16 protein-coding genes and 1 pseudogene are annotated in these 22,062 nt (G+C 54.5%); 7 read left to right on the top strand and 10 right to left on the bottom strand.

What is annotated here, in order from left to right:
* Nucleotides 1-20: 20 nt before the first annotated feature.
* The 4 genes from KSS96_RS14735 to KSS96_RS14720 are packed head-to-tail and all read right to left on the bottom strand — an operon-like array spanning nt 21 to nt 3,131.
* A complete protein-coding gene (locus KSS96_RS14735; RefSeq protein ID WP_217855008.1) occupies nt 21-806 on the bottom strand; it encodes an aldo/keto reductase in 786 nt (261 codons plus the stop codon).
* A complete protein-coding gene (locus KSS96_RS14730) occupies nt 803-1,384 on the bottom strand; it encodes an AAA family ATPase (protein WP_217855007.1) in 582 nt (193 codons plus the stop codon). Before KSS96_RS14730 ends, KSS96_RS14735 begins: the two co-directional genes overlap by 4 nt.
* The gene (locus KSS96_RS14725) at nt 1,381-1,995 is read right to left on the bottom strand and encodes a 3'-5' exonuclease (RefSeq protein WP_217855005.1); all 615 of its coding nucleotides are present in this window, start codon (nt 1,993-1,995) and stop codon (nt 1,381-1,383) included. The genes KSS96_RS14730 and KSS96_RS14725 overlap by 4 nt, the downstream gene beginning before the upstream one ends.
* Nucleotides 1,995-3,131: a radical SAM protein gene (locus KSS96_RS14720; protein ID WP_217855003.1), complete on the bottom strand. Its 1,137-nt coding sequence runs from the start codon at nt 3,129-3,131 to the stop codon at nt 1,995-1,997. The genes KSS96_RS14725 and KSS96_RS14720 overlap by 1 nt, the downstream gene beginning before the upstream one ends.
* Nucleotides 3,132-3,478: 347 nt before the next feature.
* Here KSS96_RS14720 and KSS96_RS28115 point away from each other — a divergent pair, with 347 nt between their 5' ends.
* Nucleotides 3,479-3,610: a hypothetical protein gene (locus KSS96_RS28115; protein WP_256585992.1), complete on the top strand. Its 132-nt coding sequence runs from the start codon at nt 3,479-3,481 to the stop codon at nt 3,608-3,610.
* A gap of 60 nt (nt 3,611-3,670) precedes the next feature.
* Here KSS96_RS28115 and KSS96_RS14715 read toward each other — a convergent pair whose 3' ends face one another.
* From KSS96_RS14715 to KSS96_RS14700, 4 genes are all read right to left on the bottom strand, one after another.
* Nucleotides 3,671-4,177, bottom strand: coding sequence for a hypothetical protein (locus KSS96_RS14715; protein WP_217855001.1), 507 nt, complete (start codon nt 4,175-4,177; stop codon nt 3,671-3,673).
* 60 nt (nt 4,178-4,237) lie between these two features.
* Nucleotides 4,238-4,909: a hypothetical protein gene (locus tag KSS96_RS14710; protein WP_217854999.1), complete on the bottom strand. Its 672-nt coding sequence runs from the start codon at nt 4,907-4,909 to the stop codon at nt 4,238-4,240.
* A gap of 68 nt (nt 4,910-4,977) precedes the next feature.
* Nucleotides 4,978-5,409 (bottom strand): hypothetical protein, encoded by a 432-nt coding sequence (locus KSS96_RS14705; protein WP_217854997.1) that lies wholly within the window; start codon nt 5,407-5,409, stop codon nt 4,978-4,980.
* A gap of 96 nt (nt 5,410-5,505) precedes the next feature.
* Complete coding sequence (locus tag KSS96_RS14700) at nt 5,506-6,297, bottom strand: pentapeptide repeat-containing protein (RefSeq protein ID WP_225913291.1); 792 nt, start codon at nt 6,295-6,297, stop codon at nt 5,506-5,508.
* 342 nt (nt 6,298-6,639) lie between these two features.
* On the opposite strand from KSS96_RS14700, the gene KSS96_RS14695 reads away from it, so the two are divergent.
* Nucleotides 6,640-7,802, top strand: a protein-coding gene (locus KSS96_RS14695) for an IS3 family transposase (RefSeq protein WP_217854995.1) whose coding sequence is annotated in 2 segments (ribosomal slippage) — nt 6,640-6,895 and nt 6,895-7,802 — 1,164 coding nt in all. Because the reading frame shifts where the segments join, the coding sequence is not laid out codon by codon here.
* Here KSS96_RS14695 and KSS96_RS14690 read toward each other — a convergent pair.
* Nucleotides 7,733-8,662 (bottom strand): hypothetical protein, encoded by a 930-nt coding sequence (locus tag KSS96_RS14690; RefSeq protein WP_217854993.1) that lies wholly within the window; start codon nt 8,660-8,662, stop codon nt 7,733-7,735. The genes KSS96_RS14695 and KSS96_RS14690 overlap by 70 nt on opposite strands.
* Nucleotides 8,663-9,252: 590 nt before the next feature.
* Here KSS96_RS14690 and KSS96_RS14685 point away from each other — a divergent pair.
* The 5 genes and pseudogenes from KSS96_RS14685 to KSS96_RS14665 all read left to right on the top strand — a co-directional run bounded on the left by KSS96_RS14685 (nt 9,253) and on the right by KSS96_RS14665 (nt 17,331).
* A pseudogene (locus tag KSS96_RS14685) lies at nt 9,253-10,403 on the top strand (IS3 family transposase).
* Nucleotides 10,404-10,738: 335 nt separating this feature from the next.
* The gene (locus KSS96_RS14680) at nt 10,739-13,282 is read left to right on the top strand and encodes a DEAD/DEAH box helicase family protein (RefSeq protein WP_123333254.1); all 2,544 of its coding nucleotides are present in this window, start codon (nt 10,739-10,741) and stop codon (nt 13,280-13,282) included.
* 121 nt (nt 13,283-13,403) lie between these two features.
* Nucleotides 13,404-14,408, top strand: a complete 1,005-nt coding sequence (locus KSS96_RS14675; RefSeq protein WP_217854991.1) for a hypothetical protein — start codon at nt 13,404-13,406, stop codon at nt 14,406-14,408.
* A complete protein-coding gene (locus KSS96_RS14670; RefSeq protein ID WP_217854990.1) occupies nt 14,408-15,928 on the top strand; it encodes a phospholipase D-like domain-containing protein in 1,521 nt (506 codons plus the stop codon). Before KSS96_RS14675 ends, KSS96_RS14670 begins: the two co-directional genes overlap by 1 nt.
* Nucleotides 15,925-17,331: a sigma-54-dependent transcriptional regulator gene (locus KSS96_RS14665; RefSeq protein ID WP_217854989.1), complete on the top strand. Its 1,407-nt coding sequence runs from the start codon at nt 15,925-15,927 to the stop codon at nt 17,329-17,331. Before KSS96_RS14670 ends, KSS96_RS14665 begins: the two co-directional genes overlap by 4 nt.
* Before the next feature lie 428 nt (nt 17,332-17,759).
* On the opposite strand, the gene KSS96_RS14660 is transcribed toward KSS96_RS14665, so the two are convergent.
* Entirely contained in the window at nt 17,760-22,055 is a 4,296-nt protein-coding gene (locus KSS96_RS14660; RefSeq protein WP_217854988.1) for a protein NO VEIN domain-containing protein, read from the bottom strand.
* Nucleotides 22,056-22,062: the final 7 nt, after the last annotated feature.

Raw genomic sequence — 22,062 nt, 5'->3', positions numbered from 1 at the left:
ATGAGAGAGCGCACGAGGTGCTAGCCCTCAATATCCGATCTGAGGTTTTCCTCCAGATGCTCAACTCTGGATGTGCCCGGAATTGGGAACATGGCCGGCGAGTAGTTCAGAAGCCATTTCAAGGCATGGGTTGCCGAGGCAAGCTGGTCTCGAACCTCACCGGTTGAAAAATACCTTCCGGCGCTCAAAGGCGCGTAGGGAATGAACGCTGTTTCGTTCTGCTCACACCAGCGAATCACATCCTCGGACTGGTTATCCAGGATGCTAAATTGATTCTGAACCGCGGCGATGGGTGCAATCGCAATCGCCTGCGTGAGTTGAAGAATATCGACTTTCGACAAGCCCAGGCATTTGATCTTCCCTTCTTGACGCATCTTCTCAAGCTCCCCGACCTGGTCAGCCAAAGGGACATTTGGATCGACACGGTGCAAGTAATACAGATCTATCGCTTCGACGTTGAGCTGCCTGAGGCTCATCTCAACGCACTGGCGCAAATACGCTGGAACGCCGCATGGCGTCCACTTGCCGGGGCCTTGGCGGGTGAAGCCACCTTTAGTCGCAATGATCAGGTCGTCGGCATAGGGAAACAACGCTTTACGAATTAGCCCCTCGGCCACATTTGGCCCATAGGCGTCAGCGGTATCGATGTGTTGCACGCCCAACTCCACCGCTTTACGCAGGAGCTGAACAGCTTCAGCTTCTGAAGCTGGTGGGCCCCAGATGCCCGGCCCCGTGAGCCTCATGGTGCCAAACCCGAGGCGCCTAACCTGCTGTCCTGCCAAGAGTCCCGTACGGGCGGCGGTCATAAGTGCTCCAATTTTCGAAGGATATGGGTGTGTAAGCTATCGAGAAGAGCATCCCGTACGTCAGGAACAAGCATCTGATGCTGGATCCCGAAGTCGCTCAAAATCTGGTGCAAATGGCTGTCGACGGACGCCCTGAAAGGCAAGTTGGTATCGCGTCCTGGGCCAAGAGCAATGGAGCTATCAAGCCTGGTCGCAACGATCGTCGTGTAGCCAGGGAGCTGGCTGGTGATTAATGATTTGACCACGTCTACCTGGTGCATCGGTGCAGGTGTACCTCGATGCTCGACTGCGGCATTCCAATACGCCACGGCATCCATGATCGGTCGATCGAGCAATATCACCTCGGCAGTGTCAGCCGCTGCTCGTTGCGCCTCGAGCGTACGGTCGATAAACCACATCGTGGAGTCGTAGGTATGCTGAGTGAGCAGCGGGATACCTTGCTGTACCGCAAGCTTCCCGAACGATGGGATGGTAGCAACGCAGATGCCTTTGCACTCAAGTGAAACTTTGAGCGCTTCACAGAAGGTGGATTTCCCCGTGGAGTGGGTTCCAGTGACACCTAAAAGAACAGGCTTCACCATAGGCTTCCTTGCTCCGGGGGAGGCGATTGCTCGTCAGGTTGCGTTTTGAGCTGCGCGATTTTGCAGATGTCCTGCCAAGTGCTGGCAGATGACTTTTCGATAAGATGATCAAGCAATAAGGCCGTCGCATAAGCATCATCTGCTGCTCGGTGGAGCTGGTCGGCGACCCTATCGCGCAGCCCTGTATCAATGAGCAATGACTCAAGCCGATGGCTCTTGGCGTTAGGGTAAACGTGACGAGCAAGTTTCAACGTGTCGATGACCCCCACTGGCGACCAGTCGGGCAAGTGACGCTTCATAACGCCATAGTCGACCGACGCATTGTGCGCGACGAACCATCGGTTCTGCAGGTGCTGCTCGACGTCATCCATGATCTCAGCCCAGGATGGGCAATTTTCCAGCTCCGCGTTTTTAATGCCGTGGATGCGCTGGGCCTGCCAAGTGATCCGGTTGACGGGCTTGATTAACCAAGACAAAAGCTCGCGGTTTTCCATCGGTGGAAATGAGGCGATTCCCACTTCGACCAAGTCGGGTGGCGTATGTCCATTGCCCTCAACGTCTACGATGATGATTGGTTCAGAGGGCCAGGCGAAGTCTGTTTTCAGCATCAGAGATTCCTTGTTGCCTCGGCGCGGCCATGGCGCGCGTAGTGATGGGGCTTGTCAGCGTCGTGCACCTGATAGCCTAGGGAGTGCTGTAAATAGTAACGACGCTGTTCGTCCAGACCACGAACGACAATCGCACGGTCGTTCACATGCGGGTCTTCCACAGCACCCAGCTCGTGGCACATTCGATTGAGAATCTGCTGATCTGGCTTCTTCCATGCCGCCTTGCAGATGGAGAATTGCGAGCTAGGGCAGGTATCGCACAGTTCGGTGATGCCGAAGTGTCCGTTGTAATCGGGTTGCAGATGCGCATAGGCGACTCCGCAAGAGGTTTTGTGGAAGATCGGTGTCACCTGATTCTGCTCCCCGTACAACCTCAATAGCCTCTGCTCATCTTCCAGTGGGAGGAGCTTTCGCCTGGCCGTCATTTTGTATGGCTCAGGGATTCCTTGGCTCTGGTAAAACTCGGCTATCTCCTTTCGATAGAACAGCCCGCTAAATACGGTCGCGTGGGCATAGTTAGCGAGCGCCGCGGCCTTTGCAATGTGTTCTGACGAGTCGTTTAGCCCTGGAACGATCGGGCGCCAATACAACACCACTTTGTAGTGCCTGGCATGGCGGAACAGCATCTTCAGGCTGTTGGCAGCGATCGAAGACTTGATGGGTTCGATCTTCGGATCATCAATTCCTGAGTAGGTAACCAGCACTGTCAGCTTGATATTTCTGAGCGTATTGAAGCGCTCGCAATCGTCCTGAGATACACGCCATCGAGTGATCACAAGCACATTGTTGGTTAGCCCAGCCTCATCAAGCATACGCAGCAGATTGTGGGTATGACTCTTGACCTCGGGGAGCATCGGGTCGGTGGCCCGGTTGAACAACTGAATAGGTGTGATATGAGGCTGGAAATACCTGTGATTGATAAATCGCTGGAAGGCTTCTTCATCGCTCATCAGCGCCTGCGGCATGCGCTGATCGAAATTTCCATAAAGGTGACGAACGCAGTAGCTGCAATCGAGTGGACAGCCAATGATGTGATTCAAACTGAGCCCGCTTTTGCGGTACCCGACTGGATCTACAAGATTCGGGTTCGCGTTTTGTAACTGCGTCGAGTCGATGATTCTGACCTGGGATCTCACTGCGATTCTCCTTGCTTGCCATCGGATCATCAGATGGAGTGAGCGCCCATTTAGGGTGCCTACCCGCCCATCCTTGGTAGGTAACAATAATGGCCAGATGATAGCTTGATTTCTGAGCTCGCGGGCAAGCCCAGCTCGTATGGCTGAGCCAATAGTTTCGATATCCGCAGCATTCCACGTTCAAGTGCCACCAAGATGTGATCCAAAACAATTGCGAAACCGGCCAGAACGCACTATGTTGTGTTCAGGCAAATCAAAAAACACTACATACTGTGGTTATCGCTTGATGCGCCCGCTGTCTACCGATGTATTTTCGTAAGATCCTTAACGCATGAAGGAGATTTCGTATGACAGATCGTCGCCCTATCAACAAAGACGTCAACGTTCCTAAACCAGGCGGTGGTGAGCAGCCGCGTTCTCGCAATCAAGATGGACAGATTCGAGATAAACGGAGTGATGCGGGCAAACCCCGCAAGTGACGTGTAACAAATTCAGCAGAGGGCGCACACCCCTCTGCTGATTTTTGACGTCCTACAAAATCACGCGATTTTCGCGTCTTTTGCACTACTGATACCTTCGAGCACCGGTCGCATCACCTCGGCTGTGTAACGCGGGAGAGGTATCTTGAAGCTACCATCGGGGTCGTCCAGGATTAGGCTGTAAATGACCTCAGAAATCTGGCAGATTTTAGATCCCTTCAATCGGTCATATTCATACTGCTTTTCCTCCTCAGCTATCCGCACGATGGCAGACGGAATCCAGTTACCGGCGTGGGTGGCCCCCTTAAAAACTCCTTTCTCAAACGATTTATCCGCTTGTTTAACAGCCTTCCAGATAATGCTAAATATGTTGCTGACAGAGCTAGAGGCAAGCAATGGCCTCAAAACCTCGCGTGTTGCGCGTTCGGCCTTGAATACTACTGATGCGTTCTCCACTCGGTAGCTCAGATACTCCATGAGCTCTTCTTCAGCAACCTCATAGGTTAGCGCCTTCAAAACGGGTTCAAGTTCAGCCTTGTTTTTTTGTAGATCGTAAGCGATTAGCATCTGAAGGGACTGAACATCTAGTGCCAGGCCACCAGAATCATCACTGACATTAGGATTCCACTACAAAAAATCATATCGTTCATATTGACGGTAGAAATCTAGAGCATCAATTGATGTTTCTGACGATACCAGAATGATATGCCTGCTGAATAACTCGCTGATGCACTTATTTTGATACTCTGACGTAGGTGCCAACCGGCGATGCCATCGCTGAAGCTGCACAAACGATAAACATGCCACATCAGTTGGGCCTGCCATCGTAAGAGCAGCGAGCAAGATTATCTTTTCACGAAGCGTCAGTCCCTCATAAGGAACTCTGCAGTGAATGCCGTTACCATTTAGCTGACCCAGGTATTCATTTACACAGGCGCTACAACCACAAGTATCATCCCGACAAATCGGAAAAATGTGATCACACCCAGTGCACACTGGCTTATTCGCAGTATTACTCCTGGCAGCACGCTTCTGAGTTGCATGGGAAGCGCAATGAGGACACGTAAGATCTTTACGCTCCAAATGAGGCAGGAGTGGTAAGAGTGAGTTTACATTAGTCTTGATGGAGAACTCAGTAAATAAATCCCTGACCTTTTCGCCTTCTAAATATCGCTGATAAATACTTTCAACTTGCTCGGCAGAGAGATGACCTAGTGGATCAGCAATCACTTCCGTCGTCTGGACTAACGCGACTTCGCCAGCATCAGAGGTGAGCTCATCAAAATCTTCAGGTGGCATATGTGTCAAAAATCCTGTTTCCGGGGGCTATTGGGTGCGCACCTACGCAGCGCTTCAATTGCTTATTATTACCGTCCAGGGATGTCAGATTTCGACCTGCTGAGATCAATGACAGCGCTTGACGTAACCACACCTATGACGACAGCCTTCATTTGACCGAAGGCCTCCCACTCACTCAAACCAATCCCTGCACCAAGTAGAAGTGTGGTGATGAGGAGGAACCGCCAGCTTGGAGCGAGCAGTAACAAGAGCTTAATTAACGACGTCTGCGCGAGAAGCTCATCAACGTACTTCCGGTACTCTCGACCGAGAAAAAGAGCGATAGCCATCATGGCGCAACCAATAGTGAACGCCATTTTCTGAGTGATCGGGATGAAAAACAGCGCACCACCTCCAATGCTAAGCCAGTTTCCAGCTGTGGCTAAATTTCCGATGTATTTTTTGGCAACCTCTTGCCCTCTCCAAGACAAAGAAGGATTGAAACCGCCGATCATCAACATGGTGTTATCCTCAGTGTTCGTTGTTTATTTGGATAGTAAACTCAACGGCTTCCATTTGGCACTTTGAACAATGGTAGCCGGTGAATAATAGTAGGTTTATGCCCCTATCTTATCCATATGCCATACGGATGATTCCACTTCGCCCGCCTTGTAAGGCCCCTTGGCTCCAGTCAGGCGGCTTTCGTATAAATTTGCGTTACGAAGGTCGGCTCCTTCTAAATTCGCCCCGAAGAAATCCGCCCCACGCAGATACGATCCACGCAGGTCTGCACCCGCAAGATTGGTGTGTGCAAAATTGCCTTCGTAGATATTCGTACCAGGGCGGATTGTTGGGTCTTCGTATAGGCGCACGAACTTGCAGTTTCTAAGATCTGCTCGTTCAAATGTGGTGCATTGGCTTAGCCACTCTTCCCAAATAACAGAATTTTTAGCGCTCACACCGTAGAAGTTGAGCGTCAGCGCCCCTACCTTAGCAATCAAATACTCAAGCAGCGAACTACTGAAATCGAATTGATCAAAAGTTACATCATGCTGCGCCGCAGTTTCAGCCAGGGAGCGATTACGATCTGCGGCATCTTCTAAGGCTTGAAGCTGCCGCGAGTAGACATCAGGCTGATAAACGAACCGGACAGGTATATCCCAAAAGCGCCTTTGGACGTTGAAATCACAATAAGCTTCGAACAACTTGCTTTCGCGAGAAACTTGGTTGTACTCCAGACCCAACTCGCGAGCGGTGATCTGCAACCAATGACTGTGCTTCAATGGGCGGCCAGCAAGATGCTGCAGCATCCCACGACCTTCAGGCGTCAAAGGTGCTTCTGGATCGCTCAGGCGGCGTTTAGCAAGGTAAGCGATATGTTGGAGCAGAGGCGATACGGTAGGTTTCATGGCCTATTCCTTTTGGGCGGCAGTGTCCTAGTCCCTGCTACCAAAAAGAATGGCAAAAGAGGATGACGCATGAATAAACGGTGCTATTGCTCTACAGGATCTAGGACTGAAGGTGGCCGCTCCACGAGAAACAATCTTGAATCTAGGCATCAATAATTGTCAAGTCGCGATCGTTTCGCTATGAACGAGGTTCCTGTCTCCATGAGGCTCGGCTGTGATATTGCGTATGCTGAAGTCGACGAATCTGCCACTCCGCCCTTCCCCCCAACAGTAAGAACTGTAGTGGTCTAATGAAACCGGACACCCATTTAGGCGAGAATGCTCGCCAGATCGAGGTGTCAGATGACCAAACAACGCCGCTCCTTTACTCCTGAATTCAAACGCGAGGCTGCCGACCTCGTGCTCAAACAAAACTACAGCTACATCGAAGCCAGCCGTTCACTCGGCATTGGTGAGTCGGCATTGCGCCGCTGGGTTGACCAGATTCAGAAAGAACATAAAGGCATCACCCCGCAGAGCAAGGCTCTGACTCCGGAACAGCAAAAAATTCAGGAGCTGGAAGCCCGGATTGCTCGGCTTGAGCGAGAGAAATCAATACTAAAAAAGGCTACCGCGCTCTTGATGTCGGAAGATCACGAGCGTTCGCGCTGATTGACCAGTTGAGTGCACATGAGCCGGTTGATTGGCTGTGCAAGGTGTTTGACGTCACGCGCTCGTGTTACTACGCCCAGCGCCTGCGGCGCCGCACGCCCGATGTTGAACGGCTTCGATTGCGAAGTCGCGTCAGTGAGCTGTTCTCGCAAAGTCGCAGCTCTGCGGGCAGTCGCAGCATCTTGTCGCTGATGCGTGAAGACGGTGAGCAACTCGGTCGATTCAAAGTGCGTAGCTTGATGCGCGAGCTTGATTTAGTCAGCAAACAACCTGGCTCCCATGCCTACAAACGAGCAACAGTAGAAAGACTGGATATCCCGAACACATTGAACCGCGAGTTCGACGTGCCAGCGCCCAATCAAGTCTGGTGCGGCGATATCACCTACATTTGGGCGCAAGGAAAGTGGCATTACCTGGCTGTCGTCCTGGATCTTTGTACGCGTCGGATCGTGGGCTGGGCGCTGTCGGAAAAGCCAGACGCTGAGCTGGTGATCAAAGCGCTGGATATGGCTTACGAGCAGCGTGGCAGGCCTTCGGATCTGCTATTCCACTCGGACCAGGGATCGCAATATGCAAGCCGACTCTTTCGCCAGCGGTTGTGGCGATACCGCATGCGCCAGAGCATGAGCCGACGAGGAAACTGCTGGGATAACGCACCGATGGAGCGCGTATTTCGCAGCTTGAAAACAGAATGGATACCGACCGTGGGCTATCGAACTGCGCAGGAAGCACAGCGCGATATCAGCCATTTTTTGATGCATCGCTATAACTGGATTAGGCCTCATCAATTCAACGATGGGTTGGCCCCAGCGCGGTCCGAGGAAAAACTTAACGTCGTGTCCGGGATTAGTTGACCACTACAATCCCCCTCCTGGTCTGCCAAAATCTCTTTTCGTACCAGTGCTTTCGCAGCCTTCAGCTCATCAGTTCCTCGATCCAGCTGGGCTCCAATTTTAGTCTTTTCTGCTGGTGACTCCGGAGCCTTACGAACCGCCTGCATCAACTCTTCTACTTCTCGCTGTAGCGGCGCTCCTAGGACGACTGTCTCCTGCTCACCAAGCCGCCGATACTTGAGCGTCGCGTACTTCGGAAATTCATCTGTTAATACGACCTCCACATGGTAGAGAACTGGCGTTCTTGCATCCCAGCAATAGAGCGCCACAGCCAGCTGACAGCTAATAGATCTGAAAGAGTTTTGATCCAGCAACCGGTGTGCAGAAACGTCCTTCAAGGCACGCCGTATGACATGCGAGATTACCTCCATTTGGAAATCTGCCGCTAAGGAAGGCAGGTTCCGGGATTCGAACACGATGTCATCGGCCCACGTTACAGCATAATTTTTTTGAATGGCCTCACTGGAGCAGTGTTTGACGATCTTGTATTGACCGTCAATGAAGGTGTAGCGGAGCTGTCCGAGGTGCTCTTGAATACCATTCAACATATGACTAAAGGTCAGTGTACTGCCTGCGTAAGCAATGACGCACGAGCTGGAAAAGGACTCGATATACCGATTGAAATGCCCATCAGTATCGAAATGAGGAGTCCAAATTTTTACCGGAATGCGTCGAACCTTCTTGAAAATTTCGATGAGGCGCTCACGTGCATCGGTTCGACCCTCAGCAGACAAAAGCGTGTCGCCCACGAAAAAAATACGGTCATAATTTTTTTTCTTCCAGAAGGTGACGCCTGTGTAACCCGCAACAATTAATGTCATGCCCTGCTCCTCACCAATCCATATCGAGCAAGATATCTGGTTTACTCGCCAACTAGGTATCGCAGCCATTTCTGGTTAACCGACGTAGGCGGCTTGTCACCTGATGATGGTGCCGTCGCTGAAAAGATATCGGCTGCCATCGCAAGCCCCATAGCCCACCACTAACGCTTAGCTCATAATGATTTGGCATGGACGAGACATACAGACATCCATGCCAGTTTGACTAACTCACTCAGCCTTGCCCCCGCTGCTCCGAAGCCTCAGCCCAGCACGACCAGCTTTAAAGAAGTCGAGCCAGCCGTCACAGTGAATTTCGCCCGTATCTTCGAATTGGTCAGCATCCTCAGCATCTGGAAACGTCCCCAGATGCCGGCCATCCATCGTGCCGAAAACCTCAAACTTCCCCCCGTCTACCGAACTCCATACCGACCCGCTGACTGACCATCGATTATCAATTTCGACCCAGTACGGTGAGGTTGCCGTAGTATTCTCCATCACAGCGATGACTCGCTCATCAGAAAGAATGATTGAATCGCCCCGGATTTTGTAGACACCTCCATGCCTTAAACTGAGGCCAATCAGGAGGTGCCATGAGCAACCCACGTTATCCCGAAGAATTCAAAATCCAAGCAGTCAATCACGTGACCGAAAAGAAGCTACCCGTTGCTGAGGTAGCGGCCCGTCTCGGCGTGTCGACGCATAGCCTCTATGCCTGGATAAAGCGCTACAGCAAACCTCTAGAAGAGCGACAGCAGGACGATGATCAGCACGCTGAACTGCGTCGTCTGCGAGCTGAACTCAAGCGGGTCACTGAAGAGCGGGACATCTTAAAAAAGGCCGCCGCGTACTTTGCCAAGGAGTGCGGCTGAAGTACGCCTTTATCAAGCTGCGCGCGGGGGACTATTCGATTCGACGGCTGTGCCTGACGCTGAAAGTCCACCCCAGTGGTTATTACGCGTGGTTGTCTGAGCCACAATCTATACGCGCCAAAGACGACCAGCGACTGGTGGGTTTGATCAAGCATTCATGGCTAGAGAGCGGCGGAGTTTATGGCTATCGCAAAATTCATGATGATCTGCGCGAGGTCGGTGAAGACTGTGGTCGGCACCGTGTGGCGAGGCTAATGCGTCTTGAGGGACTGCGCTCTCAGACAGGTTATCGACGTCGCCCAGGAAAGTATGGCGGTAAGCCAGCGGTCGCCTCACCCAATTTGCTGAAGCGCCAGTTCGATGTCGTGGAACTCAACAAGGTTTGGGTCACCGACATCACCTACATCCGTACGTATGAAGGCTGGTTGTATTTGGCGGTGGTGCTGGATCTGTTTTCTCGTCAGGTCGTTGGCTGGTCAATGAAGTCGCAGATGACCAGTGATCTGGCTATTGATGCGTTGTTGATGGCGGTTTGGAGGCGTAAACCGAAGCAAGAGGTGATGGTTCATTCCGACCAAGGCAGCCAGTACAGCAGCTCCGATTGGCGCAGCTTTTTGAAGGCAAACAATTCGGTTGCCAGCATGAGTCGCTGAGGCAACTGTCATGACAATGCCGTGGCCGAGAGCTTTTCCCAGCTTCTGAAACGGGAACGGATCAAGCGAAAAATCTACACCACGCGGGAAGATGCTCGGAGTGATGTGTTCGATTACATCGAGATGTTCTACAACGCGAAACGTCGTCATGGCTTCAACAATCAGCTGTCGCCGGTAGAGTTTGAAAAGCGTTACGCAATGAGCTTGCAAGGTGTCTAGAGAATCCGGGGCGATTCAATCAACTGATCGGGCGAAGGGAGAGCGCTGGTGCTCAGAGGCTCAAGAACCCCACTGAAGCCTGGGACCTCAGAAGGCATTTTGATGGGCAACCAAATCCGCATCGGCGCCATTGCTCTCACTCTCCAAACGGGACAGCAGGCTACAAAGAAATAAAGAAACGCATAGACAAATATGTCTCATAAAGTCAAATATGACCAGTTAATCAACCCAAAAAAATATTAATATCTTTATAAATCATCATATTAGATAGATATCACGCTTAGGCACATCGCTTGCAATGGAGTTTGCTGACATTCACCCACAGGAATTGACCGATGGCATTGCTTTACTATCAAAACCTTGAGCGCCACCGTCCCGACATTCTCATGAGTCGGGCTTTTTATGGCCTCAAGGACTTCAGCGACTTTCTTCAGCAAACCGAAAAGCACCTCAACAGCGACCACGCCGTTAAGCGGCTGGCCTGGACAGCCGCTTCTCGACCTGAGGGCGATGAAGACAACGCACTGGGCGCTTGGATCAGTCTGGAGGCTCCCGAAGATCGGCCAGGCGAGCCGGAAGCGACCTTCCGTGCATTTCTAGACGAAGACGCTCGTGAGGTATACGAGCAAGGCGCACCAGAAGGCCGCCGCGTGGAATTCAGGTTTGGTCGCCAGCATTCAATCCGCATCCTTGATCGGGATCCCGCCGGCCAGCGCCTGCTGCTGGAACGGCAACCCACCGAGAGTCAGTTGTTGCTGCGCCCCAACACCAACATGCTCAAACGGCAGTTGGAAGCCATCGCCTGCCTGCAAGACACCCCCTCAGCTGAGCACCGGCCCTTGCTGCGCTTGCTGGAGGCCAACGACCATGCATGCTGGCCAGCGTTTGCCGCGCCACCACTGGCTGTCGACGCCTGGAAACTGTTGCTAGACCTTGAGCGCCCCGGCACCGACGAACAGCGTCGCTTCGTCGAGCAGGCCTTGCACACCACGGACTTCATGTTGTTGGAAGGCCCCCCGGGCTCCGGCAAAACCACCGCTATCTGCGAGCTGATCCTGCAAATGGCCGAACAAGGCAAGCGGGTACTGCTTTGTGCCTCGACCCACGTGGCCGTCGACAACGTCCTGGAAAAACTCATGGACGTCCGTAACGAGCATCGCGACCAGATCATTCCCATACGTATTGGCGATAAACGAAACGTCTCCGAAAAAGCCCGCGAATGGCAGTTGGAGAGCTTTCGTACAACCGAACGCAAGCGCCTGCAAGCGGCATTAAGCCGTCAGCGAGACTTGAGCCGGGCTCAACAGACATTGTTGAGCGCTTTGCGTCAGGACGAGCACGTCATAACACAACTGGTGCTCAGTACGGCCAACCTAACCTGCGGAACAACCACAGGCATCCTGCAGCATCCGGATCTGAAAAACCGGCGCAGCAACCACCCACCGTACGACATGCTGATTCTAGACGAGGCCTCCAAGACCACGTTCCAGGAATTTCTTGTCCCCGCAGTGCTAGCAAAACGCTGGATCATCGTCGGCGATCCGTTGCAGCTGTCACCTTATGTCGATGAACAGGCCATGGCGGCAAACCTTGACGCTTGCCTGCCCCAGGCATGGCTGCGCAACGCCTGTGTCGATACGTTCATGGCCCGTACCCGGCGACGCACCTCAGTGATTGCCAGCCCCGACAAGAATGCTCGGCAGGCCTACAAGGCTCAAGCCGAGGCACTGGGAGTCAACCTTGCACAAGCTGAGGACGGCACTTCGCTGTGGGATGCCTCGATCGTACTGGGAGCCAGCGAAACCCTGAGCGCACGCCTGGATGAACTGCCTCTGGACACGACCACCGTACGGGGCGAAGCACCTGTTATACTTGAGCGTCGTGCAGCAGCAGCCCGCCAGCGGAACCGGCAACTGAGGACAGCGGAGCCCCTACCCGATTGGAGCACCGAGTTGGCGTGGCGTATCAATGCCCACTACGAGCAACGCCAGGGTAGCAACGACGCCGGCTCCGAACAGACGCGCAAGTCCCAGCAGATCGAACAGTTGATGCCGGTCGAAGGAACGGGAGCAACGCTTGATCACGTTCAAAGGAACGTGGAACGGGTCCGTAAGGTTGCCCTGCCTTCTATCCTTGAATCCCTACAGGAAGGCTTTGGCCGTAACGCTTGGGAAAAGGCCGGCAACGCACTGAGTGATGGCCTGCCCTCCGACGTCATGGCTTCACGACACATACGGCTGAGTCATCAGCACCGTATGCACCCTGATATTGCTGCTTTCTCGCACCATCACATCTATAAAGGCCAAGCGCTGTTCACCCCTGAGCGGATGACGACAGACCGTACCTGGAGCTACGACAGGCAAGCGGCCTCCTGGCGCCATGTCAAGGCACGCTTCGATGCTCAATCGAACAGCAACACGGCTGAAGTCGATGAAGTCATCGCAGAACTCAAGCGCTTCGAGCGTTGGGCCAGAAAAAACCGCAGGAAGGACGGTCACCCCTGGGAGATCGCGGTGCTCACCTACTACCGCGGACAGGAACGCGCACTGCGTAAAGCCCTGCGTAGCTGGTCCGGAAATGGCTATGCCCAGCGCCACTTTAGCAAGGGCACGAAAGGCAACCCCTACATCACGCTGGATCTGTGTACGGTCGATCGCTTCCAAGGGCACGAAGCCGACCTGGTGCTGCTATCGCTGGTGCGTAATCACATGACGGCATTTCTACAGAGTCCAAATCGCCTGAACGTTGCACTGACTAGGGCACGCTACTGCCGAATCATCGTGGGCGATCGCCATCGCCTGGGCAAATACAAGGACAGCCTGCTCAGCAAGCTGGCGGATGAAAAGAACTGGGAGACATCGCTGTATGACAAGCACTAAAACCGAACGCGGCGATATCGTACTGACTCGCGAGGTATCCATTTCCTGCTGGCACGTGCTAGGTGAGGTCGCCCGGGCTACCCAACGCCCGGAGTTGCTGCCGCTTCTGCAACGTGCCGGCATGAAGAGCGCCATCGACGCCCTAGACATCGCCATTCACCTTTTTTGCGAGCCCTCCCGCCAAACTGCGGCCCGGCGCCTGCTGGAGATCGCCTGCGGGTTGGGCCTACTGCAACTGCTGCCAGAGTTCAGCGGATCGGGAGCCAACCGTGGAGCCTACGGCCTGACCGAACTAGGCCGGGAAGCCTTGCAACGCGAGGAGGTGTTCGTGCCCGAACACGCCTGTTGGCGGCTGTGGGCCAGCGATGATCCTTTGCTGGAGTGCCCGGTGCTGCTGATCGAACCGATCAAGGAGCCTGGTGCCAAGCAGGAAGTCCATAAAAAAGAGCAACCCGTCCCGGAAAAAATCCCTTCCTGGCTGAACCAGGTCCTACGCAAGACCATCACGCCCCCTGGCAACAAGGAAGCGTTGCGCATCGAGCAGTTGGAGAAAAACCTGCAGCCTCAGGAAGTACAGGCGACGCTTATGGCCACCTGGGACGTTGACAACACCCGCTTGCAATTGCACGGTAAGCTCGATGAAACGCTCATCGACACGCCCTCCTGCGCACCAAAAGTAACGGCACAGGCCGTCTGGCAAGGGTTGTTGCAGTCGGCGGGGCTGCACGAGGACTGGGACACCGAGACACTCGCATTAAAAAGGTCCTTCGACGCCAGCAACGCTGCTGAGCGCAATAGCCTGCGTGCCGACCTGCATGTGTCCACACCGCAGCTTCCGAAGTTGGGCCGTTTCGATGATCTGAGCATCGGTCGTGTGGCACTGACCCCGTGTTCGCCTGACGATGCACAACGCTGGGCACAATGGCGCCTGCTCGAACACATCAATCTCTATGCCAGCACCGAACAGTTCGAAACCTGGACTACGCAGGCCCACGCCCCTTTCCACACCTTCAAGCTGACCACACCACAGCGTAAAGAGCTCGCCGAACAGACCTGGCAACGGCGGGAAAACAGCCGCGCCACCACCACTTGGCACCTAGTTGCCGCTGAAGATTGGGGACTGTAATGACTACGAACACAACCAACCCCTGGGTGCGCACTCACACCGAGGTGCTCGACCAGCGTGCCTTGCCAATGCCAGCTGCCTGGCAAGCGACTCAAGTGAACCGCCTGCCAACACTGGAAGTCGGCCGTTCGATCCACATCTCCGGCAATCAGGGAGCCTTGCGCGACGAACTGATTACACTGCTGAACCAGGCAGTGGACATGGCAGTGGTCTGCAGTTTCCTGATCGCCGATCCGGCCATTGAGGCAGCGCTGAAGGTCACTGCCGAGCGTGGCGTGCGGGTGTATGTGATGCTGGCTTCGGAGGCCCGGCTAGGCAGTGAACCGAATCAGGGCGAGTTCGACCAGAAGACGCACGCGCAACACAAGGCAATGCTCAAGACATTAGGCAAGTCCGTCCTTTTCCGCACGGCGGCACATTTCCATGCCAAGGTAGTCCTGGTCGACCCATATACCCGGCCAGCAGGCGTCCTGCTCACCGCCAACCTCACCCAGGAAGCCCTCACGCGCAACGAAGAGCTCGCTGTCCGCCTGAGCCCGACACAAGTCGAAGGCATCGCCGGTTACCTGCGTTGGGCCATGTGGCAAACCGCGGAACATGAACTGCTTGATGGTCACGACTTCAAGGCCGCCAAACTCGTCAGCAGCGTGCAGCACCCGACGCCCCAGGGTGAAATCTGCGCCACCACGATGAAGCATAGGGGCATCGCCAAACAGTTGCAGCAGGCCCTGAAGAACGCGTCAACCCACATCATCGTCAGCAGCTTTGGCTGGGACGTGCAGCATCCTGTGGTCCAGCAGCTCTGCCAACGCGCCCGCGAGGGCCTCAAGGTGACGGTGCTGGCTCGAGTACGCACGGCGGCCATGCCGGCACTGTTGGCGCTGGCAGAGAGTGGTGCACAGGTTTACGGCTTCAAGTGGTTGCATGCCAAGGCGCTGTGGACCGATGCCGGAGACGCCATGGTGATGTCGGCGAATCTGGAGGCGCACGGTCTGGACGATAGCTTCGAGCTGGGCGCGTTGCTGGATGTGCGGCAAGCTGAAGAACTCAAGGTACGCCTGGAGCACTGGCAAAATATTGCACCCTGGCACCTGTTGCCAGCCCCGACGCTGGGGGATCTGAGTGGCGAGGTGCAATTGTGGCGCAACGGCCAGTTGAATCGGGTGCAGGTACTGACTGAAGCTGAAGTCAACCTGGGCGAGGTGGTTGCCCAGTCCGCCCACCAGTTGGAGACACCCCGTCCGGGAGTCTCCAACCCCTCGCAGAGCGATGATCCGGCCCACCAGTTGAAATGCTGCTGGACAGCAACAGCACCATACAGCCATCCAAAGGCGAGCCCTCAAATGCGTCCTGCGCAAGGCAACGAAAAACCCCAACCCTACTCCCCCAAAGTGCTTCGGGAACCTGACGGCCGCCTCACGATAGCCATTACCCAGCCGAGCGAGCTCAACGCTGCAGTACAGTTGCTCGGTGAAATGGGCGCCGCCGCGATCGTCATCGACAGGGGGCAACGCCCATGAGCGATACGCTGCTTTGCTGGCACGCGGAAAGAGCCGGCCTGGACGTACTGGAAGGAGCGCTCGGTAAACTTGCCGAGCGCGGCATTCAGATCAGCCGAGTGATGTATCTGATCCAGGCGCAGAGCCATGCACGCATCCCACCCAGCATCAACGATGCGCGAGTGGAACCGATCAGGATCGATCTGGTCGATCCGACTCGGCATCAGCTCATCTATGAAGCGATCCAGGAGCAGGTACTACCCAGGCTGAACACCGTCGCTGGTCGCCTGCACCTGAACCTCTCGCCGGGTACTCCTGCCATGCACAGCGTCTGGCTGATCCTGCATGCTGGCGGGGTGTTTGCCCCTGGCACCCGCCTGTGGTCATCCCAGCCCGACCGGCTTGATCCCGTGCAATTTGAGGTCAGCACCTACCTCGCCGAGATTCGTCGGCACCAGCGGCTGGATCCGAAGGTGCCTTCCTACAATCCGGAAGCCCGCTCAGCAGCACGCCGCGAGGCAATGAACAGCCTGTTTCGCTACGCCCGGGTGACGGGTGCTCCGTTGCTGATACTGGGAGAGCGCGGTACCGGCAAGAGCCGTCTGGTGGAGACCCAGGTGGCCACGCTCAAGCAGCGACCGAACAAGGTGGTCACCCTTGCTTGCGGCGGCCTGGAGTCGACGCTGGCCGAAAGCCTGTTGTTTGGCCACGTCAAGGGGGCCTTCACGGGTGCAGCACAAGAGCGCAAAGGCCTTCTTGCGCAGGCGAATGGCGGCATTCTGTTTCTTGATGAAATCCAGGATCTACCACGGCCAGTACAGCGCCAGTTGGTGCGGGTGTTCCAGGATCGCCAGCGGCGCTACCGCCCCATCGGCAGTGACAAGGAGATTAGTGTCGACTTCGAACTGGTCTGCGCCTCTAACCTTCCCATGGGGCAACTGCGCGAACGCCTGGACGAGGACCTCTGTGATCGCTTGAGCCACCTTTGCGTGTCGCTACCAGCCTTGCGCGATTGCCGCGAGGATTTGCATGAAGACTGGCAACGGGTTTGGGGAGATTGCCGTGTAGATGCAGACCTTCCCGTAACAGCCCCCTGGTCAAATGCCCTAGCGAAACGGTTGGCAGAGCACCCCCTGACCGGCAACCTGCGCGACCTGCAGCGTCTTGCGGCGCTGTGCATGGCCTGGTTCGAACCCGGCAACGAGGCCCATTGGCTGGACAAGGCTCTTCAGCAGTGGTCCGGTGCAGCCCATGACTCATCAACTGCCGAGCTTATAAGCATGGGCAGCCGCGAGGAGCAAACCAAGTATTTCCATGCAGAATTGGCACTACGAACCAAAGCAACTGAAGGGAGCTGGAAGGCTGCTGCCAAGGCGTTGGATTGCAGCGTAAAAACACTGCAACGCGACGCCGAGGGATACTGAGGCCTGCCAGAAGAACTAAATACTAATTTAAGGGAATACATTGAAAGCCATACGAATCCATCTTGGTCTCTGTCAGAAATCGCAACTCGCGATTGCTCGCAAACCTGATGCAACTGGGGGCAAGATTGGGGGCATAACTCATATTTTTTGATCTGAAATTACAGAGCTAGAGCTCAGTCAAAATGTTCTTTGGCGACCCTGAGAGTCTTTAGGAGTCGCCGGACAGGCTGTTTATCTGATCATTTCTGCCTTTTCATAGACTATGGAGATCCAACCACTTCCAGTGGATTGCCACATTCGGGGGCATATCTGAGGGCATGCTTTGAATAGTTTGAGAAGGATGCCCCCAGCCTAACGCTCAACAATCCCCTTCTTGAAAAATCACTCGCTGCTCGCCGTCGAACGCTTTGCAATTGACCTAGAGAGATTCAATCCAACTTTTCGATATTGGCGCGCAACATGCCGAGTTCAAGCGTGATCTGTCGCGCCCCAAGCATGCGCGATGGGTTGGTGAAGCACTTTGCCACGGGTGCCTTATCGGCAACGCGATAAACGCGCCACAACTCGTAGCGGTCCCGTTCACGTAATGCCTTTTCAAACTCTCTGCGGGGCCATTCAAACCTGCCATCCACACCTGTAGTTGATTTCACTTCAATCCACCGCGGCTGCCCGTTGATGTCAATGGAGCGGATGTCATGGTCGGCGCCCGGCTCGTCTTGCGATGTCCATACGACGTACTGTTCAGGATTCGCGTAGCCCATATCTCGCACTTTCTGAAGCTCCATGCGATAGACCAGTTCCTCGCCACGTTGCCCCACGCGACTAGCCCGTTCATTCTCCGCAGCCGTGGGTGGTAGCCAGACATTCGTGGCTCCACCGCCACCGCCCCCCCCTCCTCCGCGTGGTTCTATTTCTACTCCTTGGGTCGGCGCAACCGTTAGTAAGACATCTTCGAGATTTGGTAAAGCGAAAGTAGGTGCCACAGGTGGAAGCGTTGACGGCTCGTTAATAATGCGCGGCGTAGCGGTATCAACGGGCTGGACCGCGTCGCTGCTAGTGGAGCCAGAGGTGTTGAGATTGTCGAAGACCTGACGCAATGCAAGCTCCTCAAAATCCTCATCACTTTCGTCATCGTCATCGTCATCGTCTTCGAGCTGGTTGGCCTCCTCATCATCCGCGATCGATCGGAAGCTATTGGAAAGCCCCATCTGCTCTAGATACTCTCTTAACTCCTCAAACGTTCCACAAAGAAGAAGCGGAAGAAATGCGTTGGCGATGCTGCGCATCGTTGCCACGCTGGTAGCGCCAGCGATTTCTGCAAGCGCTTCAGCAAGCAATAGTTGAAATCTGCTTTTGGTCTTTGGCGGAATGACACAGACCTGCCCAGCACTGACCGCCACCTGAGCAGGAACGACAACGCTCGTCCCAGCCACGCTGTAGCGACGTTCCATACTCGAAAAAAAAGCAATGTCACGAATACTGAGGAGGTCCCTTTTGATCATGGAAAGTGACGCTGGCTGGAAACCTGAATGACCATGCCGATTTCGATAGGCAACTTCAAACAGTGCGCGCGCAAAAAGCGGTCTATGCAGAATGGCGATGACGCGCTCGGCCTGTTTAGGCTTAAACCAAAGTGGTGGTCGACACGAAGAACCGAGTACAGCCTCACTTGTACCAGCGATTGCTGACAGTGGACGAATGCCGAGACCTGCAAAAAATGAGCGAGCGTGTTCGGATCTGTCAACGACTCCGGTGGCACTGTCGGCATTTCGAAGTGCTTGTTCGAGTGCCGGAAAATCTGGTTCGAGGAGTTTTCCAGAACGCAACTCACCAAGAGTGAAGAGTCGCGCTCGATCGTCGATCAAGCAGCGAACATCCTCAAGCCCCGAGGGTAAGCCAAAGCTCCTACGTAGGCGGTAGGCATCAAGTAGGATGGCCCGTCTATCCGATGTTAAGTGTGTGTCAGTTGCCCATGCCGCTCCCACATTTAGGAAGAAGCGCGACCAGTGCGTATCATTAGGCTGACTCGCAGCGCCAAGCGCAAAATATGCATCTCCGACTGCGTCGGAATGTTTGTAGAGAGGGAACACCTCGCCTAGCGGGGTTGCCGTCCTGGAACCAACTAGGATTTCAGAGGGAGGGTAGAAGCCGTCGTGAACCCAACAAATCCGCATATTAAGAAATTCAGATTTGTTGCGCCGCTCGCGCTTAATGGCCTCCACAAGTGCCGGATATATCAAATCAGGCCGATTAGGAGCCCGTCCCTCTTGCATACGGCGATTGAGAATATCGACCAAAATCTCCGAACCAGGTGCGACTGAGAGTTTCAGCTTACGATACAGCAGATCATGACTCCCCCCGACAATTCGGTGGTCGTCATCGATGCATAACCGATTGGCCCTCGTGTCGAGGTGAAGCATGCAAGGAGCCGTAGGCCGCCCTGATCGCGACATCAGACAGGGGATCACCTGCAGTTCATCTACGACCGCAGGAACGAGCAAATTGAAATTTTCGGTAAGCAGCTTTTCAAATCGTTCAGCTATCTCAGGACGCTCGACAACCAATCGAGCGTAACGCACGAGATCCGAGCCATTTAGCGAATTACGAATCCGCAAGCGCGCGATCAATCCTGACGCCTTTAGCATCTCCTTCGACGGGGCATCTATCGCCGCATCGAGCTGCGTTGCCAGGGGCTTTTTGAGATGCACCATGGTAGACGGCGCTACCCACTGGCCACGCTGATTCTTGACAACAGGATTGTTGCGTAATGCTGATAGAGCGAGACGGCTGATCGGTTTCTCGCTTGTCAGTAACTTCCGGTAGAGCGTTTCTCGCTCCCGGTCATCGCCCACTGCGGAGGCGGTGCGGCCAGCGGCATCAATCAGCCATTGTTCTTCGTCGAATGTACGGCAGTGACTTGAAATTGATTTGTATTGAATGAGTTCTGGATGGAGCCGGTTGGCCTGAGGTTCCGGGCAGTCAATCCAAAGATCTGGGTTTACAATAATGAGCCGAACAGCGGGTAAGAGCTCACCAACAGCATTCAAAGTCGAAGCGGTATTACCCAAGTCGGCTTTATTCAGCTTATTCAATCGTCGCGTATAAGCCGACAACGCCAAAGCTTGGCGTTTCTGCACGTCTATGGCGGTCATAGTTCCAAGGTAATTCGCGAAGTGGTAATTCGCGTCGTTGCCAATTTTGGTCTCAAGTCCCTTTAAATCATCACCTGCACATCGCAGCCGTACTAACGAAGAAATTGTGAATCGCTTGGCACCGCATTCCGCCGCCAAACTGGACAACACCTCGTCGCCCGAAAGCTTAGGGACCAGATAGCGATTAGCACTGAGAAAACCATGCAGCTCCGGCTCCGTAGGAAGCACGATCTCGGCCGCACGGGCGAAGTTAGGATTGGATGCATCCCCCGTAGGCCAGCAAGCGTCCTTTGCAAGCCGCTGAGCTATTTCATTTGAAAAGCGCGTCGAGCTGGGGTTGCCGTTGCTAACGAGCGCCTTGAATGCGTCCGCACCATATCTGTCGAACCAATCAGTTTTGAGAAGATCAATCGTCAGCTCGACGGCTTGATCGATAAGCCAGTCATTCCAGACGTGGTCGTTTATCCCGCTTCGATCCGTGTTGAGTTCGAATGGAGCACTAATGCTGACGGCACAGCCAGTGACGGACGAGGGGGCTTTCAATGGATAATAGAAGTGACCGAACTGCCGGAGATCGATTCGCCGGCGAATGATTGGGACCGACACCGCTATACACAACTTTCCGCCAGGCTGTTTGTAATACGCCGGAAACGGTCGTCCTGAAAACCTTTCAGGAATTTCGATCGTCCGCAAAAACTCCTCCTCCTGGAACTGTATTCGCTTGCCATCCTGATCGACGAGCGCTCCTGTCCTCTTCGTCATAGTGACGCGCGCAGCAGAGGAGCGCTCGCGTTTTGCGTCCTGTTTCCAATAAAGCACACGGCCTGTGCGGACCGATCGAATAATGACCTCACGCAGTCCGCTTTTCTTTCCAGTAAGTGCTAGTTTGACTAGCGTGTCCGGCATGCCCGCTGCCATCAAATCGAGGGCATGCGCCTCTCTGTCGACTGTAAACGCCTCAAGCAGCTCTGTCGATTTAAGCCTATAAGGCACGTGAACGCGAACACCCTTCTGCCGGGACGACGCCGGGTCTCGTTCGCGACCTGTTTCCTGTGTTTGAAGATCAAGTAATGCGACCTGCCCGCCTGATCGTACGTGTATTTGATCGCCAAAACGAAACAACGAGCGTAATCCGAAATTCTTGGAACCTATCCCATTTGCTTTCGGCGCCACGACCTCCTCTTGCCCGCTGCCCAGCACATTGCCCGTACCGACAATCACAGAGAGCCGCTCCCACCCTTTGCGCTCTATATTTCGTCCGGTACCGACTACCTCAAGCGAATGGCCTCCGAAGTTGAGCGTCAGTGAAGCTCCGCCGCCGTCAAATTCGTTTTGGACAAGCTCGCGCAGTACGTCACTTGCATCATGTCCTGCAACAAACTGCTCAATGAAACTTGAGCCAATCCTGGTTCGCCGGCTCCCGCTGAAGTCAGGTGGTACGTATTCGGCTTCTTCTGCTGAGGGTTGAAGGATGCGTGCTTTTTCTTGGTTACTTGCAGGTCGGTTAGCCGTCTTGGCATCAGTCGTGATTTCCGACGCCTCTGACTCATCGACTGCCAATAAATCCTTCAAACGTAGC

Origin of the sequence: Pseudomonas asgharzadehiana, from assembly GCF_019139815.1 — a bacterium.
In the GTDB taxonomy this organism is placed as follows: Bacteria; Pseudomonadota; Gammaproteobacteria; order Pseudomonadales; family Pseudomonadaceae; genus Aquipseudomonas; species Aquipseudomonas asgharzadehiana.
The sequence above is the reverse complement of the archived record's forward strand: the minus strand, read 5'-3'. Positions and strand labels throughout refer to the sequence as shown.

Coding starts and splice junctions, on each gene's coding strand:
- KSS96_RS28115 (WP_256585992.1), top strand. CDS start 3,479: ATGACAGATCGTCGCCCTATCAACAAAGACGTCAACGTTCCTAAACCA.
- KSS96_RS14735 (WP_217855008.1), bottom strand. CDS start 806: ATGACCGCCGCCCGTACGGGACTCTTGGCAGGACAGCAGGTTAGGCGC.
- KSS96_RS14680 (WP_123333254.1), top strand. CDS start 10,739: ATGGCATTGCTTTACTATCAAAACCTTGAGCGCCACCGTCCCGACATT.
- KSS96_RS14665 (WP_217854989.1), top strand. CDS start 15,925: ATGAGCGATACGCTGCTTTGCTGGCACGCGGAAAGAGCCGGCCTGGAC.
- KSS96_RS14710 (WP_217854999.1), bottom strand. CDS start 4,909: ATGCCACCTGAAGATTTTGATGAGCTCACCTCTGATGCTGGCGAAGTC.
- KSS96_RS14700 (WP_225913291.1), bottom strand. CDS start 6,297: ATGAAACCTACCGTATCGCCTCTGCTCCAACATATCGCTTACCTTGCT.
- KSS96_RS14725 (WP_217855005.1), bottom strand. CDS start 1,995: ATGCTGAAAACAGACTTCGCCTGGCCCTCTGAACCAATCATCATCGTA.
- KSS96_RS14675 (WP_217854991.1), top strand. CDS start 13,404: ATGAAGAGCGCCATCGACGCCCTAGACATCGCCATTCACCTTTTTTGC.
- KSS96_RS14690 (WP_217854993.1), bottom strand. CDS start 8,662: ATGACATTAATTGTTGCGGGTTACACAGGCGTCACCTTCTGGAAGAAA.
- KSS96_RS14670 (WP_217854990.1), top strand. CDS start 14,408: ATGACTACGAACACAACCAACCCCTGGGTGCGCACTCACACCGAGGTG.
- KSS96_RS14705 (WP_217854997.1), bottom strand. CDS start 5,409: ATGTTGATGATCGGCGGTTTCAATCCTTCTTTGTCTTGGAGAGGGCAA.
- KSS96_RS14715 (WP_217855001.1), bottom strand. CDS start 4,177: ATGCTAATCGCTTACGATCTACAAAAAAACAAGGCTGAACTTGAACCC.